At 47.3% G+C, this 15,106-nt stretch carries 17 protein-coding genes; all 17 read left to right on the forward strand.

Annotation, left to right across the window (positions count from 1 at the left end; translation table 11 throughout):
- The first annotated feature begins 1 nt into the window (after nt 1).
- Complete coding sequence (gene uvrA / locus N6H06_RS05790) at nt 2-2,875, forward strand: excinuclease ABC subunit UvrA (RefSeq protein WP_212954151.1); 2,874 nt, start codon at nt 2-4, stop codon at nt 2,873-2,875.
- A 67-nt stretch (nt 2,876-2,942) separates the two neighbouring features.
- Nucleotides 2,943-4,007 carry a DUF4097 family beta strand repeat-containing protein gene (locus tag N6H06_RS05795; protein WP_062746371.1) on the forward strand — a complete coding sequence of 355 codons (1,065 nt, stop codon included), beginning with the start codon at nt 2,943-2,945 and terminating at the stop codon, nt 4,005-4,007.
- 29 nt (nt 4,008-4,036) lie between these two features.
- Nucleotides 4,037-4,231, forward strand: a complete 195-nt coding sequence (locus N6H06_RS05800) for a PspC domain-containing protein (protein WP_062746373.1) — start codon at nt 4,037-4,039, stop codon at nt 4,229-4,231.
- A gap of 1 nt (nt 4,232) precedes the next feature.
- On the forward strand, nt 4,233-4,577 hold the full coding sequence (locus N6H06_RS05805; protein WP_062746374.1) for a phage holin family protein: 345 nt from the start codon (nt 4,233-4,235) through the stop codon (nt 4,575-4,577).
- 116 nt (nt 4,578-4,693) lie between these two features.
- The gene (gene hprK, locus N6H06_RS05810) at nt 4,694-5,626 is read left to right on the forward strand and encodes an HPr(Ser) kinase/phosphatase (protein ID WP_062746376.1); all 933 of its coding nucleotides are present in this window, start codon (nt 4,694-4,696) and stop codon (nt 5,624-5,626) included.
- A 20-nt stretch (nt 5,627-5,646) separates the two neighbouring features.
- A complete protein-coding gene (gene lgt / locus N6H06_RS05815) occupies nt 5,647-6,480 on the forward strand; it encodes a prolipoprotein diacylglyceryl transferase (RefSeq protein WP_062746378.1) in 834 nt (277 codons plus the stop codon).
- Between the two features lie 15 nt (nt 6,481-6,495).
- Nucleotides 6,496-7,449, forward strand: coding sequence for a nucleoside recognition domain-containing protein (locus tag N6H06_RS05820; protein ID WP_062746379.1), 954 nt, complete (start codon nt 6,496-6,498; stop codon nt 7,447-7,449).
- Nucleotides 7,439-8,080, forward strand: coding sequence for a pyrophosphatase PpaX (gene ppaX / locus N6H06_RS05825; RefSeq protein ID WP_212954150.1), 642 nt, complete (start codon nt 7,439-7,441; stop codon nt 8,078-8,080). Before N6H06_RS05820 ends, ppaX begins: the two co-directional genes overlap by 11 nt.
- The gene (locus N6H06_RS05830) at nt 8,077-8,556 is read left to right on the forward strand and encodes an acyltransferase (protein ID WP_062746382.1); all 480 of its coding nucleotides are present in this window, start codon (nt 8,077-8,079) and stop codon (nt 8,554-8,556) included. Before ppaX ends, N6H06_RS05830 begins: the two co-directional genes overlap by 4 nt.
- Before the next feature lie 145 nt (nt 8,557-8,701).
- Nucleotides 8,702-9,883 (forward strand): ATP phosphoribosyltransferase regulatory subunit, encoded by a 1,182-nt coding sequence (locus N6H06_RS05835; RefSeq protein WP_062746384.1) that lies wholly within the window; start codon nt 8,702-8,704, stop codon nt 9,881-9,883.
- A complete protein-coding gene (hisG, locus tag N6H06_RS05840) occupies nt 9,880-10,521 on the forward strand; it encodes an ATP phosphoribosyltransferase (protein WP_062746385.1) in 642 nt (213 codons plus the stop codon). The genes N6H06_RS05835 and hisG overlap by 4 nt, the downstream gene beginning before the upstream one ends.
- On the forward strand, nt 10,508-11,785 hold the full coding sequence (gene hisD / locus N6H06_RS05845; protein ID WP_062746386.1) for a histidinol dehydrogenase: 1,278 nt from the start codon (nt 10,508-10,510) through the stop codon (nt 11,783-11,785). Before hisG ends, hisD begins: the two co-directional genes overlap by 14 nt.
- Nucleotides 11,785-12,372 carry an imidazoleglycerol-phosphate dehydratase HisB gene (gene hisB, locus N6H06_RS05850; protein ID WP_062746388.1) on the forward strand — a complete coding sequence of 196 codons (588 nt, stop codon included), beginning with the start codon at nt 11,785-11,787 and terminating at the stop codon, nt 12,370-12,372. Before hisD ends, hisB begins: the two co-directional genes overlap by 1 nt.
- Nucleotides 12,372-12,995, forward strand: coding sequence for an imidazole glycerol phosphate synthase subunit HisH (gene hisH / locus N6H06_RS05855; protein ID WP_062746390.1), 624 nt, complete (start codon nt 12,372-12,374; stop codon nt 12,993-12,995). The genes hisB and hisH overlap by 1 nt, the downstream gene beginning before the upstream one ends.
- Nucleotide 12,996: 1 nt before the next feature.
- Nucleotides 12,997-13,719, forward strand: coding sequence for a 1-(5-phosphoribosyl)-5-[(5-phosphoribosylamino)methylideneamino]imidazole-4-carboxamide isomerase (gene hisA, locus N6H06_RS05860; protein WP_212954148.1), 723 nt, complete (start codon nt 12,997-12,999; stop codon nt 13,717-13,719).
- Nucleotides 13,719-14,477 carry an imidazole glycerol phosphate synthase subunit HisF gene (gene hisF, locus N6H06_RS05865; protein ID WP_095319385.1) on the forward strand — a complete coding sequence of 253 codons (759 nt, stop codon included), beginning with the start codon at nt 13,719-13,721 and terminating at the stop codon, nt 14,475-14,477. Before hisA ends, hisF begins: the two co-directional genes overlap by 1 nt.
- Nucleotides 14,474-15,094: a bifunctional phosphoribosyl-AMP cyclohydrolase/phosphoribosyl-ATP diphosphatase HisIE gene (gene hisIE / locus N6H06_RS05870; protein WP_062746394.1), complete on the forward strand. Its 621-nt coding sequence runs from the start codon at nt 14,474-14,476 to the stop codon at nt 15,092-15,094. Before hisF ends, hisIE begins: the two co-directional genes overlap by 4 nt.
- Nucleotides 15,095-15,106: the final 12 nt, after the last annotated feature.

Here is a 15,106-nt window from a genome sequence, read left to right on the forward strand (position 1 = left end):
AATGGCACATGAACAGATTGTCGTTAAAGGGGCACGATCCAACAACTTAAAAAATATGGATGTGACGATTCCAAGGGATAAGCTTGTCGTGTTAACAGGCCTCTCTGGTTCGGGCAAGTCATCGCTCGCATTTGATACCATTTATGCAGAAGGGCAGCGGCGTTATGTGGAGTCGCTGTCGGCTTACGCCCGTCAGTTTCTTGGACAAATGGATAAGCCAGATGTTGACTCAATCGAAGGGCTGTCTCCAGCGATTTCGATCGATCAGAAGACAACAAGCCGCAACCCTCGTTCTACAGTTGGGACGGTAACAGAGATCCACGACTATTTGCGGCTATTGTATGCCCGAATTGGTCGGCCCGTCTGTCCTCGCCATGGCATTGAGATTTCCTCGCAGACGATTGAGCAAATGGTGGACCGCCTCCTTGAATATCCAGAGCGTACAAAAATGCAAATCCTTGCACCACTTGTATCAGGACGTAAAGGCACGCATGTAAAGACGCTTGAACAGATTAAAAAAGACGGGTATGTCCGTATCCGCGTCGATGGAGAAATGCGTGAAGCCTCAGAAGAAATCGAGTTAGATAAAAACAAAAAACATACGATCGAGGTAGTCATTGACCGGGTTGTTATAAAAGATGGCGTTCAAGCGCGAATTGCGGACTCCCTGGAAACAGCTTTGACGCTTGCTGGTGGCAGGGTGCTCGTCGATGTCATCGGCGAAGAGGAGTTGCTGTTCAGCCAGCAACATGCATGTCCTGAGTGTGGTTTTTCCATTCCTGAACTCGAACCACGCTTGTTTTCATTTAACAGCCCATTCGGTGCTTGTCCATCTTGTGATGGGCTTGGTTCAAAGCAGGAAGTGGACAGTGAGCTTGTCGTGCCAGACCCAAGCCGGTCATTGCGTGAACATGCCCTTGCCCCGTGGGAACCGACGAGTTCCAATTATTATCCACAGTTATTGCAAGCGGTGTGTGATCACTTTGGTATTGATATGGACGTGCCGTTTGAAAAACTGCCAGCTGCCCAGCAACAAATTTTGTTAGAGGGAAGCGGGAAGGAGAAAATCTTTTTCCGCTATGAAAACGACTTTGGCCGCGTTCATGAACATACGATTGTATTTGAAGGGGTGCTCGCCAATGTAGCCCGACGCTATCGGGAAACAAGCTCTGATTACATTCGTGAACAAATGGAACTGTACATGTCGCAGAAAAAATGCCCGACGTGCAAAGGCTACAGGCTGAAAAAGGAAGCACTTGCTGTTTTTGTCGGCGGCAAACATCTAGGCGAAGTAAGCCAAATGACATGCACCGATGCTATCAACTTTGTTAAGACGCTTGACTTGACTGAAAAAGAACGTGCCATTGCTCGTTTGATCATAAAAGAAATTGAAGACCGTCTAGGCTTTTTAGTAAATGTCGGGCTTGATTATTTGACGCTATCCCGAGCGGCGGGGACGCTGTCTGGAGGGGAAGCGCAGCGCATTAGGCTCGCTACGCAAATCGGGTCATCGCTTATGGGTGTGCTTTACATTCTTGATGAACCTTCCATTGGCCTCCATCAGCGTGACAATGACCGTTTAATCGAGACGTTGAAACAGATGCGTGACCTTGGCAACACGCTGATCGTAGTTGAACACGATGAGGATACGATGCTGGCGGCCGACCATATTATTGACATCGGCCCAGGAGCAGGGGTTCATGGTGGATATATTACTGCTCAAGGAACACCAAAAGAACTAACGGAAAATCCCCATTCGTTGACAGGGAAGTATTTGTCAGGGGAAAAATTTATCCCAGTCCCCCGTGAAAGGCGTCCTCTTACTGAACGGTCGTTTACAGTGAAAAAGGCGTCGGCCAATAACTTAAAAAACATTGATGTTACGTTCCCACTCGGCGTGTTTATAGCCGTTACAGGCGTTTCAGGCTCTGGAAAAAGTACGCTTGTCAACGAAATTGTCCATAAAGCGCTGGCGCAACGGATTCACCGCGCCAAAGCGAAGCCAGGGGAACATAAAGAAATCATTGGCATTGATGAAATGGATAAAGTGATTGACATTGACCAATCGCCGATCGGGCGGACACCACGTTCCAACCCGGCAACATACACAAGCATGTTTGACGATATACGGGATGTATTCGCGATGACCAATGAAGCGAAAGTACGGGGTTATAAAAAAGGCCGATTCAGCTTCAATGTCAAAGGTGGGCGTTGCGAAGCATGTAAGGGTGACGGGATCATCAAGATCGAAATGCACTTTTTGCCTGACGTCTACGTCCCTTGTGAAGTATGCCACGGAAAACGTTATAACCGCGAAACCCTTGAAGTGACATATAAAGGCAAAACGATTGCCGATGTGCTGGAAATGACGATTGAAGAAGGCGCTGAATTTTTTGCCAGCATTCCAAAGATTAACCGCAAAATCCAGACGCTCATTGATGTCGGTCTCGGTTATTTAAAACTGGGACAACCGGCGACGACGCTTTCAGGCGGGGAAGCGCAACGGGTGAAGTTGGCGTCCCAGTTGCACAAACGGTCAACAGGACGAACGCTCTATATTCTCGATGAACCGACGACTGGCCTCCATGTCGATGATATTGCCCGCTTGTTAAAAGTGCTTCAACGCCTTGTCGACAACGGCGACACTGTCTTGGTTATTGAGCATAACTTAGATGTCATTAAAACGGCTGACCATATCATTGACCTTGGGCCAGAAGGGGGCAAGAACGGCGGCACTATAGTGGCCGAAGGAACGCCAGAGCACGTAGCCGAAACAAGTGCTTCTTATACAGGGGCCTATTTAAAACCCATTCTTGCTCGTGATAAAGCTAGACAAGAAGCGTTGTTTGCGGGGGCAGGGCAAAAAAGTTCGTAAAAGCTGAAACATCTTGCCTAGCTGCTCCGTAATACAGTAATAGAAAGCCGATAAAGGAGCGATTGCCATGGAAGAACGTATGATGATCTTGAAAATGATTGAAGATGGGAAGGTCACAGCAGAAGAAGGATTGCGTTTGCTTGAGGCGATCGGCAAGGACGAAGCCGATTCAGCAAAACAGGATTCTCATCAAGGCGGGCGTGACAGAGAAACGCGGGAAGAGTCGCCTCTTTCAAAGTTGAGTGGTTTTTTTGAGACAGCGATTCAAAAAGTGAAAGAGGGCGACTTGGACTTTAATTTTGGAACAGTGACGGAAATTGACCACGTCTTCCAACAGCAAAACATTTCGCCTCGTTCTTTGAAAGTATCATTAGAAAACGGATCAGTTGACGTCGTTCCATGGGATAAACAAGATGTGCGCTTGGAGTGCCAAGTGAAAGTGTATCGTGTACGTGATACCGAGCAAGCACAAGATTTCTTCCTAAAAGAATCTGTATTCTCGGCTACAGATGAAACGCTGTTGTTTGAAACAAAGACGAAATCGATGAAAGTGCTGGCGACATTGTATGTGCCCCAATCCGCATACGGGCGTATTAAACTTTATACGTTTAATGGCGCTTTGAAAGGGGAAGATTTAAAGGCGGATACATTTGAAGCCAACACAACAAACGGTTCGATTAAAACAACAAATATTGAATCGAAAAAAGCGAGCATGGAGACGGTCAATGGCAGCATATCTTGCGAGCAAAGCCAATTGCAACTTCTTGATGCCAAAACATTGAATGGGTCGGTTAAAGTATCTGGATCGATCCAAGACGCAGACGTAGAAACGGTCAATGGCTCGATCACTTATGAGATGGAAGCGTCGACTGATGCAGGGTATGTTGATTTAAAAACTACAACAGGAAGTGTAAAATTGCTTGTTTCCCCTGCTGTACGCATTGAAGCCAAGCTGAAATCAAATGTTGGCTCAATCAATAACCGTTTGGCTAATGTAGAGATTCTCGATGAGAAAAAGGAATTTGCTCAACGCTACATGCAGTTGACTGGCAACCAGGCGCAAGAAAAGCGGGTCAAAGTCCATGCTGTAGCGAATACTGGTAGCATTACCGTACAAGATAAAGACAGTTAAAGGGAATGCCAACGAAAGGAATGGGAAGTATGAAGCGCCTTACAAGGTCTCAAGATAAACGGCTACTTGCAGGCGTCTGTGCCGGGATTGCCGACTATTTGAATATCGACCCGACGATTGTACGGCTTATTACGGTCATATTAGCAATCCCAACATCGGTTTTTCCAATGGTGCTTGTCTATATAGTGGCAATGTTGCTTATGCCGATAGAGGAGAACGTTTAAAATGAGATGGCTTCTCGGTTTAGTCTTAAACGCTGTCGTGTTATGGATGCTCTCACAACTTTTTTCTGGTTTTTACTTGTCTAGTTTTTTCGCTGCACTAGTAGCGGCGTTTCTCCTGAACATTTTAAACTGGACAGTCAAGCCGATTTTGACAGTATTAACGTTGCCGATCACGATTTTGACGCTAGGGCTGTTCTTGTTTGTTATTAGTGCAGTGACGCTCATGCTGACATCAATCATAATGGGAAGCGCTTTTGAAATCAGCGGCTTCGGCACGGCATTGCTTGCAGCCGTTATCATTGCCCTGTTCCAAACATTTCTCATCAATCCCATCAAAAACAACTAACAGGCCGCATTCGCGGCCTGTTTTTTTATAACCTTTTTTAGGCGTCTGGCGCAAATCATGCTACAATAGCTCTAGCACGATTCGCTCTTGTAAGTGGACAAATGAGGTGAAAGAAAATGGCAAAAGTCACAGCAAATGATTTGTTAGAGAAATTTCAATTTGAACTTTTAGCTGGCGAAGAAGGAATATACCGGCCAATAACCACAAGCGACATTTCCAGGCCAGGAATTGAAATGGCTGGCTTTTTTACATATTATCCAGCCCGTCGCCTCCAGCTCATTGGACGGACGGAGCTTTCTTTTTTAAAGTCGCTCTCCGACCAAGAAAAGGAAGAACGGATGACCAAATTATGCACGTATGACACGCCAGGCATTATTCTTTCACGTGGTCTGGAAGCGCCTGAACAGCTTATTGCCGCTGCCGATAAACGTGGAGTGCCTGTTTTGCGTTCGACATTAACGACAACCCAACTTAGCAGTCGAGTCACCAATTTCTTGGAAAGCGAATTGGCGCCTGTGACCGCTGTCCATGGCGTGCTTGTTGACATTTATGGCATTGGCGTGCTGATTACAGGCGGAAGCGGCGTTGGCAAAAGCGAGACTGCACTTGATTTGGTTCGCCGCGGCCACCGCCTTGTCGCCGATGATTCCGTTGAAATCCGCCAGCAAAATGAAGATACATTAGTCGGGTATCCGCCGCCGCTTTTGCAACACTTGCTGGAAATCCGCGGACTTGGCATCATTAATGTCATGACGTTATTTGGGGCAGGGGCGGTTCGCCCGTTTAAACGGATTAGCCTTTGTATGAACTTAGAGCTTTGGGACCAAAACAAAGCGTATGACCGTCTTGGGCTTGAGGAAGACAAAATGAAAATTTTTGATACGGAGATAACAAAAATGACCGTCCCTGTTCGTCCAGGGCGAAATTTAGCTGTTATTATTGAGGTGGCTGCGATGAATTTCCGCCTGAAACGACTAGGCTTTAATGCAGCACAAGAATTTTCGGAACGCTTGACACAAGTGATTGAGCATGGGGAAAATGAATTTTAAAGACAGGGGAGACGAATGGAATGGAAGAACAAATTGAACCGATTGACCGCGTTTTTGTCCAGCTTGGGCCAATCGCGATTTATTGGTATGCCGTCCTCATTTTGCTTGGAGTCGCCGTCGGTTATTTTATGGCGCGGCGCGAGTCGGTTAAGCGAGGACTGCCGCAGGAGACGTTTGCTGATTTGCTAGTCTGGGCGTTGCCGATTTCCATTCTATCGGCTCGTGCATACTATGTTATTTTTCGTTGGGAGCAGTTTGCTGATAATCCAATTAGTGTTTTTTATTTGCGTGAAGGCGGAATAGCGATTCATGGTGCTTTAATTGGTGCGGTACTCACAGCGATTGTGTTTGCTAAAAAACGTGGGTTGTCGTTTTGGAAAATCGCCGATGTGGCAGCGCCTAGCATTTTGATTGGCCAAGCGATTGGCCGCTGGGGCAATTTTGTCAATCAAGAAGTATACGGGGCAGAAGTAACAAGGGAATTTCTTGAGGGAATGTTTTTGCCTGACTGGATTATTAATCAAATGTATATTAATGGGACGTACTACCAACCGACATTTTTATACGAATCGCTTTGGAACGTGTTGGGAGTCATCGTGCTACTGCTGCTTCGCAAAGCAAACTTGCGCCAAGGGGAACTATTCTTATCGTATGTGATTTGGTATTCGGTTGGGCGTTTTGTGATTGAAGGCATGCGGTTAGACTATTTATTAATTGGCGATACGCTTCGCACGGCCCAGATTTTATCAATCGTGTTGGTCGTAGCATCGATTGCCCTATGGGTATACAGGCGCCTTTGGGTGAAACCACCGCGCTACTTGAAACCAGACGCAGTTACAAAACAGAAAAAATAGAGAGGGAAGATACGGATGGGAATGGTGAAACGAGGCTTGCTGTCCGGCTTGTCAACAACATGGACGCTTGGGAAAATCATTTTTCCAGTTACGCTAGTTGTTACTTTGCTAGGCTATACGCCTCTACTCGACTGGCTCGCTAAGCTGATAGCCCCTTTAATGGGCTTGATTGGTTTGCCTGGAGAAGCGGCAATTCCTTTAGTTATTGGCAATGTTCTTAACTTATACGCAGGCATTGGCGCGATTTTGACATTTGACTTTACTGTAAAAGAAGTATTTATTTTAGCGATTATGCTTTCTTTTTCACACAATCTCATTATCGAATCTGCGGTTGCGACAAAGGTAGGCGTCCGCGTATCGGTTATTGTTGCGGTGCGGATTTTTCTAGCTGTGGCCGCAGCCTTTATTATCAATCTTGTTTGGAGTGGCGGGAGCGAACAAGCGGTCTATGGGCTTGCTTCAACCCAAGCGCCTCAAGCAACTGGGGTTATGGGAATGGTAGCCGATGGTTTATGGACTGCCTTTTTAGGTGTTGTTCAATTAGCGGCGATTGTCATTCCACTCATGCTGGTTGTCCAAATCATGCGTGAGCGCAACTGGCTTGCCGTTATTTCGAAAAGTTTAGCGCCACTGACACGATTGATTGGTGTCGGGGAAAATACTGCTGTTACGCTTGCTTCTGGGTTAACCATTGGCTTAGCATACGGAGCTGGCGTGATGATCGATGCGGTCAAAGAGGACCGTGTAAAGAAGAAAGATTTGTATGTGGTGTTTATTTTTCTCGTTGCTTGCCATGCGGTTGTCGAGGATACGCTTGTGTTTCTCGTCCTTGGCATTCAAGTGTGGCCGTTGCTTGTTATACGCCTTTTGACAGCACTGTTGTTAACAATGGTGATTTCCCGTCTTTGGACACAGCTTGAGAAGAGGAAACAAGGGAACTTCGGAAAGGATGCTGTTTATGACCATTAATACGTTGCTATTTGATTTAGATGGGACATTGATTGATACAAATGAATTGATTATCCAATCCTTTCTCCATACATTAGAACCAGATTTTCCAGGTGTCTATACCCGGGAAACGGTGCTGCCGTTTATCGGTCCACCGCTTGTAGACAGCTTTTCACGTATTGATGCTTCCCGTGCTGAAGAATGGGTCCGCACATACCGTGATTTTAACCATCAACAACACGATGCGCTTGTAAAGGAATACCCAGGTGTAAAAACAGGCATTAAGACGCTGCATAAACAAGGTTACAAGCTAGCGGTCGTAACGACTAAAATTAGGGAAACCGCGAAAATGGGCTTAGAGTTGATGGGGCTTTCCCCGTACTTTGATGTGATTGTCGCCTTTGACGATGTAAAACATGCAAAACCGCATCCTGAACCGTTATTTGAAGCTCTTAGGCAACTTGATTCAAAACCTGAAGAAGCGATCATGGTTGGCGACAATTCACACGACGTATTGGCAGGAAAAGCAGCAGGTACAAAAACGGTTGCGGTTGGCTGGGCATTAAAAGGCGCTGAGCATTTGCGCACATTTGCACCAGATTACATACCAGCAACAATGGAAGAGCTGGTTGAAATCGTGAATCGCCTGTGAGCAGGAAGACAGAACGTTTTCCGGTAAGTGGGTCGAACTCATTGTGGCAGCTTTACCGCACCGTTTCCTTTTGGAAAGTCGCAAAAACGTTTGCTGTTGCCCAAATAGCGCGCTTTACTCCATCGCTGCGAATGAAAAACTGGCTTTACCGCGTGTTTTTGAAGATGGAAATTGGCAGCCAAACAGCAATCGCTTTAATGGTAATGGTGGATGTCATGTTTCCTGAGAAAATTAAAATTGGCGCCAACTCCATTATTGGCTACAATACGACAATTTTGGCTCATGAATATTTGATTGAAGAGTATCGACTCGGCCATGTTGTGATTGGCGACAGGGTGATGGTCGGCGCCAATTGTACGATTCTTCCCGGCGTGACGATTGGCGATGGCGCAGTTGTAGGCGCGGGGACCGTTGTCCATAAAGATGTGCCCCCAGGAGCGTTTGTTGCTGGAAATCCAATGAAACAAATAAGGTAACCTCACGTACAATAGCGTTAGCTATTGTACGTTTTTTTGTGAATGGGCCAGTTGACTTTTCGTTAGGGCAATTGTAAACTAGAAAAAACTTTACTTCATTAGTGATTTAGCAAACTAAAGTAAATGGCAGTTAGGAGCGAACGTTGTGTCTGAGCCTTTTATGTTTGAAAAACCTTTAGGCATGCGCGATGTGCTGCCGAATTTGCATTCAATGCAACGAAAATTAGGCGATCGTGTATTGCAAGAGTTTCGGTTATGGGGATACGAGCAAGTCCAAACGCCGACGCTTGAATATTATGAAACAGTCGGGAAAGCGTCTGCTATTTCAGATAAGCAGTTATTCAAATTAATTGATTTTCATGGAAATACGCTCGTTTTGCGCCCTGATATGACGGCGCCAATTGCTCGGCTCGTTTCTTCAAGTATGAAAGACATCCCTTATCCACTTAGGCTATCGTACTGTTCAAGTCTTTATCGAGCTTTGCAAACGGAAGGCGGGCGTCCTGCCGAATTTGCACAAGTCGGCGTTGAGCTTGTTGGTGATCATACCGCAAGCGCTGACGGGGAAATGTTGCTGTTGCTGAACAGAGCCCTTATTCAAGCAGGTCTTGACCATTTTCAAGTTGCCGTCGGCCATATCGGTTTTTTAAATGCGTTATTTTTGGAAATTGTTGGAACTGAAGAGCGGGCCGAGCTGTTGCGGAGGCAACTCTATGAAAAGAACGATGTTGGTTTCAAAGAGCAAGTAAAGGCATTTGGGCTATCGTCGATTGATGAAAAGAAGCTGTTAAAACTAAGCCGGTTACGCGGCAATGAAGCGATTCTAACTGAAGCGGAGGAGCTAACCGAATCACCAGAAGGCAAACAGGCTGTGGCGGAGCTAAGAGACCTTTGGCAAGGTCTGAAAGAGGGAGGGCTTACCCGTTATATGAAGCTTGACTTAAGCCTTGTCCTCCATATGAGCTATTATACAGGTTGCATTTTTGAAGTTTACCATGACCGCCTCCCCCATCCCCTTGGCGGTGGCGGACGCTATGACCATTTGCTTGCTAAATTTGGCCGTCCTGGTCCTGCGACTGGCTTCGGTTTACGTTTGGATTTGCTTGCAGAAGCAGTAGGCAAACTAGAAGCGCAGCCGAAAAAACGTTGCTTGCTTTATAGCAGGGAACGGCGCCAAGAAGCCTATCGAAAAGCGACTGCGCTTCGGGAAAAGGGGATGCAAGTCGTCTTACAAGATGTGGCAGGCGTTGACGACATCGATAAAATGTCCGCTAGTTATGAAGAAATTGTTTATTTAATCGGCAAAACAGAGGAGGGCAAGCGATGACACTGACAATGGCGATGCCGAAGGGGCGGATTTTTGAGGAGGCTGTTCAGCTGCTCCGTTCGGCTGGCTATGATTTGCCAAGTTCCTTTGAGCAATCGCGCAAACTCATTATCGATGTGCCGAATGAATCGCTCCGTTTTATCTTAGCGAAGCCGATGGATGTGCCTACTTATGTGGAACACGGTGTTGCTGATGTCGGTGTCGCTGGCAAGGATGTCATGCTGGAGGAAAAGCGCGACGTCCACGAAGTGCTCGACTTGAACATTAGCGCTTGTCATTTGGCGGTGGCGGCGCTGCCGACGTACCGACGAGGCGAATTAAATCCAAAAGTAGCGTCAAAATACCCAAACGTGGCATCACAGTTTTTTAAAGAACAAGGGGAGCAAGTTGAAATTATTAAATTGAATGGCTCAATCGAATTAGCGCCGATCATGGGACTTGCTGGCAGAATTGTCGACATCGTTTCAACGGGACAAACACTGAAAGAAAATGGCTTAGTTGAATTGGAACAAATTAGACAAATCACGTCGCGCTTTATTGTCAATCCTGCTAGCTACCGGATGCGCGCAGGTGAAATTCATGATATGGTTGAGCGTTTGGCGGCCGTTATAGAGGGGGATGGCAGTGAAGATCATTGAGCTAAAAGAAGGAGAGGCGGTTACCTTAAAGCGCAGCGGCCTTCATGGAAGCGAAGCAGAAATCACTACTGTGAACACGATCATTGAAACGGTAAAAAAGGAAGGCGATCAAGCGCTAGTCCATTACACTAAACAATTTGACGGAGTGGAATTAACAGACTTGCGTGTCACGAAGGCAGAATGGGACAATGCTTATCGCCACATTGATCAACCTGTTTTAGCAGCGATTCGCCAAGCAATTGCCAATGTCCGTGCCTTTCACGAACAACAAAAAGCGAAGTCGTGGTTTCAAACAGCCCCTGATGGCACGATTTTAGGGCAGCGTGTCACCCCCCTTGATGCCGTAGGCGTTTATGTACCTGGAGGAAAAGCGGCTTACCCGTCTTCGATTATTATGAATGTTGTACCTGCTCAAGTCGCAGGTGTAAAGGAAATTTCAATGGTTTCCCCATCTGGCAAAAACGGTTCCCTTCCGCCAGCTGTCCTCGCGACAGCGGCTGAACTTGGCGTCCATACGATTTATAAGCTTGGCGGAGCGCAAGCAGTGGCCGCTTTGGCGTATGGCACGGAAACGGTGCGTCCAGTTGATAAAATTACAGGGCCAGGCAACAAATATGTGGCCCTTGCCAAAAGAGCGGTTTTTGGCGATGTGGCCATTGACATGATTGCTGGGCCAAGTGAAATTTGCGTGTTAGCCGATGAAAAAGCGAACCCTGCCTATGTGGCAGCAGACCTCCTTTCCCAAGCGGAACACGATGAGGATGCGACAGCCGTGTTAGTCACTCCTTCTAGGGAACTGGCCGAAGCGGTCCAACAAGAAACAGCACGGCAACTAGCTACTCTTCCGAGAAAAGAGATAGCAGGGCGAGCATTAGATCAGTTTGGTGCTTTGTATGTGACTGCCTCGCTGGCACAAGCAATTGAAGTCGTCAACCAATTGGCGCCTGAGCATTTGGAAATTGCCACGGAAGAGCCCCTTGCATTGCTTGGTCGCGTCAAACATGCGGGAGCGATTTTTCTTGGTTCGTACAGTGCCGAACCAGTCGGTGATTATTTTGCTGGCCCAAACCATGTACTGCCGACAAACGGAACAGCCCGCTTTGCCAGCCCGCTATCAGTAGATGATTTCGTCAAAAAATCAAGCATTATTTCCTACAGCAAAACGGCGCTAGCTGAGAACGGAAAAGCGATCACGGAATTGGCGCGGCTAGAAGGGCTTGAAGCGCATGCACGCGCAATAGACATTCGATTGGAGGACATGTGATGGCTCGTAGCTATGAATTAACAAGGACGACAGGAGAAACGGACATTTCGTTGCGGCTCAACCTCGACGGCGAAGGAAAAGCAGATATCGAAACAGGCGTGCCTTTTATCGAGCATATGCTCGATTTGTTTGCGAAACATGGCCAATTTGATCTGTCTGTCAAGGCTAGTGGCGATATTGAAGTTGATGCTCACCATACGACTGAAGATCTTGGCATTTGCATCGGTCAAGCTGTAAAAGAAGCGCTTGGAACGAAGGAGGGCATCAAACGTTATGGAAACGCGTTTGTGCCGATGGATGAGACGCTTGCCCAAGTGGTTGTCGATTTGAGCAACAGGCCCCATTTGGAATTTAGGGCTGACTTTCCGAGCCAGAAAGTCGGCACATTTGATACCGAACTTGTCCATGAATTTTTTTGGAAATTGGCGTTAGAAGCGCGCATGAATCTCCATATTATCGTCCACTACGGACACAATACACACCATATCATTGAAGCGATTTTTAAAGCATGCGCACGTGCTTTGGATGAAGCCACGGCAATTGATCCACGAATTAAAGGAATATTGTCAACGAAGGGGCTGCTTTAATGATTGGCATTATTGACTACGGGATGGGCAACCTCCATTCGGTCTCTAAAGCGCTTGAAAGGTTAGGAATCCCCTATTTTATCAGCAGCAACGGGGAAGAATTGGCAAAGGCCAAGGCGTTGATCCTCCCTGGGGTCGGCGCTTTTCCTGACGCAATGGATATTCTTACACAAACAAACGTCCAGCCTTTTTTAGACAACTGGGTAGCGGAAAACAAACCATTACTCGGCATTTGCCTTGGGATGCAACTACTGTTTGAGTCAAGTACGGAACATCAAACAACAGCAGGCCTTGGTTACTTGCCTGGGCATGTCGAACGTTTTTCTGGAACGACGGCAGAGGGGCACGCCTACAAAGTGCCGCATATGGGATGGAATAAGCTGGATTTTCATAGGACCACACCACTAACAGAAGGCGTTCCTGACGGCTACGTGTATTTTGTCCATTCTTATGTGGTCCGTACAGAAAAGGACATCGTTGTTGCAAGCAGTGATTATTACCAAAGAGTCCCTGCTATTGTGCAAAAAGGGCAAGTGTATGGCATGCAGTTCCATCCCGAAAAAAGCAGCACTGTCGGCATGGCACTGTTGAAACGCTTTGGCCAACTAGTGGAGGGAATTTGAGATGAGCTATACGATCTATCCGGCAATTGACATCCGTGCTGGAAAATGCGTGCGCCTCGAACAAGGCGATTACAACAAAGAGACGATATATGGAGAATCGCCTTATAAAATGGCGAAATCATTTCAAGACACAGGCGCGAAGTGGGTACACGTCGTTGATCTAGACGGGGCAAAAGCCAAAAGGCCGGTGAACGATGAAGCGATTTTGACGATCGCCCAAAAATTAGACGTCCCCGTTCAAGTTGGGGGAGGAATTCGCACCGAACAAGATATTGACCGCTATATAAACGAAGGCGTCGCCCGTGTCGTCCTTGGCAGTGTGGCGGTTTACCAGCCTGATTTTACGAAACAAATGCTTGCCAAGTATGGAGAACAAATTGCGATCGGGATTGATGCTCGTGATGGATATGTAGCTACAGAAGGATGGCTTGAAACGTCACACGTCAAAGCGGAAGACCTTGCTGCTGAAATGGCCCGCTTTGGCGCCAAAACGTTCATTTTTACCGATATTGCCCGTGATGGCATGCTCACTGGACCGAACATCGAAGCGTGCGTTGCTCTTTCCAAAGCAGCGAATGCCAATGTGATTGCCTCTGGAGGGGTAAGCAGCATTGCCGATTTGGCACAATTGCGAGCTGCTTCCCTTGCCGGGGCTATTGTCGGCAAAGCGCTGTACACGAAGCGGTTCACTTTAGAGGAAGCGTTGGCGGAAGGAGAGTTGTAATGCTAGCAAAACGGATTATTCCATGCCTAGACGTGAAAGAAGGCCGTGTTGTGAAAGGGACGCAATTCCTCTCCTTGCGCGATGCTGGCGATCCAGTCGAACTCGCTGCTTTTTACGACAAAGAAGGCGCAGACGAGCTCGTCTTTCTTGATATTTCTGCTTCCCATGAAGGGCGGGAAACAATGGTCGATGTGGTCCGCGAAGTCGCTGCAACGCTAGCAATTCCTTTTACCGTTGGCGGAGGCATTAACACACTCGCTGACATTCGCCGCATTTTGCGCGCCGGCGCAGACAAAGTGTCCATTAACACAGCCGCCCTGCTTCGTCCAGCGTTTATTCGCGAAGGCGCCGATTATTTTGGCTCACAATGCATCGTTGTTGCGATTGATGCGAAATTTGATACGGCGCTTGGCACGTGGCGCGTGTACACACATGGTGGCCGCAACCAGACTGACTGGTTAGTAACCGATTGGGCCAAGGAGGCTGTCCGCTTAGGAGCCGGCGAACTGCTCGTAACTAGCATGGATCAAGATGGAGCGAAGACAGGGTTTGATTTGCCGTTGTTAAAAGCGATCAATGAAGTAGTGACAGTGCCCGTGATTGCCTCTGGTGGAGCAGGAGCGGCAAGCGACTTTGTTGACGTGTTCAAACTCCATTACGCAGATGCAGCCCTCGCGGCATCGATTTTCCATTACAAAGAAACGTCAATTCAAGAAGTAAAAGCCCGTTTACGGGAAGAAGGTGAGTGCATCCGATGAAACCAATCCGCTTTGATAAAGACGGGCTCGTCCCAGCAATCGTCCAAGATGCAAATAGCAAAGCGGTGCTAACGCTTGCTTATATGAATGAAGAATCGCTGCAAAAGACAATAGAAACGAAAGAAACATGGTTTTACAGCCGGTCACGTCAACAACTTTGGCATAAAGGAGAAACATCAGGCAATACACAACATGTTGTTGACGTCCGCTATGACTGTGACCAAGATGCTGTACTTGTACTTGTGGAACCGAAGGGGCCCGCTTGCCATACAGGGGCATACAGTTGTTTTTCCCAGTCGCTAACTGGCGGCACCAGCAAGGTGGCAGGCAATCGCTTTCAAATTTTAAACGACCTTGAAGAAACGATTGCAAAGCGGGAGGCGGAAAAGCCAGAAGGGGCGTATACAACATACTTGTTTACAGAAGGCGTCGATAAAATATTGAAAAAAGTCGGCGAAGAGGCAGGAGAAGTGATCATTGCCGCGAAAAACCGCGATCCCGAAGAGCTGCGTTGGGAAGTAGCCGACTTGTTTTACCACGTCCTCGTTCTCTTACAGGAACAAAAGCTTCCTTTGGATAGAGTACTGGAAACGTTGGACGCACGCCATCAATCATAAGAGCATGTGAAA

It is taken from the genome of Shouchella tritolerans, from assembly GCF_025770735.1.
Lineage (GTDB): Bacteria > Bacillota > Bacilli > Bacillales > Bacillaceae_D > Shouchella > Shouchella tritolerans.

Bases quoted from the DNA above. Each gene is read 5' to 3' on its own strand.
- hisG (WP_062746385.1), top strand. From the start codon at position 9,880: ATGACACTGACAATGGCGATGCCGAAGGGGCGGATTTTTGAGGAGGCT.
- N6H06_RS05820 (WP_062746379.1), top strand. From the start codon at position 6,496: ATGGGAATGGTGAAACGAGGCTTGCTGTCCGGCTTGTCAACAACATGG.
- hisIE (WP_062746394.1), top strand. From the start codon at position 14,474: ATGAAACCAATCCGCTTTGATAAAGACGGGCTCGTCCCAGCAATCGTC.
- N6H06_RS05805 (WP_062746374.1), top strand. From the start codon at position 4,233: ATGAGATGGCTTCTCGGTTTAGTCTTAAACGCTGTCGTGTTATGGATG.
- hisH (WP_062746390.1), top strand. From the start codon at position 12,372: ATGATTGGCATTATTGACTACGGGATGGGCAACCTCCATTCGGTCTCT.
- hisA (WP_212954148.1), top strand. From the start codon at position 12,997: ATGAGCTATACGATCTATCCGGCAATTGACATCCGTGCTGGAAAATGC.
- uvrA (WP_212954151.1), top strand. From the start codon at position 2: ATGGCACATGAACAGATTGTCGTTAAAGGGGCACGATCCAACAACTTA.
- hisB (WP_062746388.1), top strand. From the start codon at position 11,785: ATGGCTCGTAGCTATGAATTAACAAGGACGACAGGAGAAACGGACATT.
- hprK (WP_062746376.1), top strand. From the start codon at position 4,694: ATGGCAAAAGTCACAGCAAATGATTTGTTAGAGAAATTTCAATTTGAA.
- N6H06_RS05795 (WP_062746371.1), top strand. From the start codon at position 2,943: ATGGAAGAACGTATGATGATCTTGAAAATGATTGAAGATGGGAAGGTC.
- hisF (WP_095319385.1), top strand. From the start codon at position 13,719: ATGCTAGCAAAACGGATTATTCCATGCCTAGACGTGAAAGAAGGCCGT.
- N6H06_RS05800 (WP_062746373.1), top strand. From the start codon at position 4,037: ATGAAGCGCCTTACAAGGTCTCAAGATAAACGGCTACTTGCAGGCGTC.
- ppaX (WP_212954150.1), top strand. From the start codon at position 7,439: ATGACCATTAATACGTTGCTATTTGATTTAGATGGGACATTGATTGAT.
- lgt (WP_062746378.1), top strand. From the start codon at position 5,647: ATGGAAGAACAAATTGAACCGATTGACCGCGTTTTTGTCCAGCTTGGG.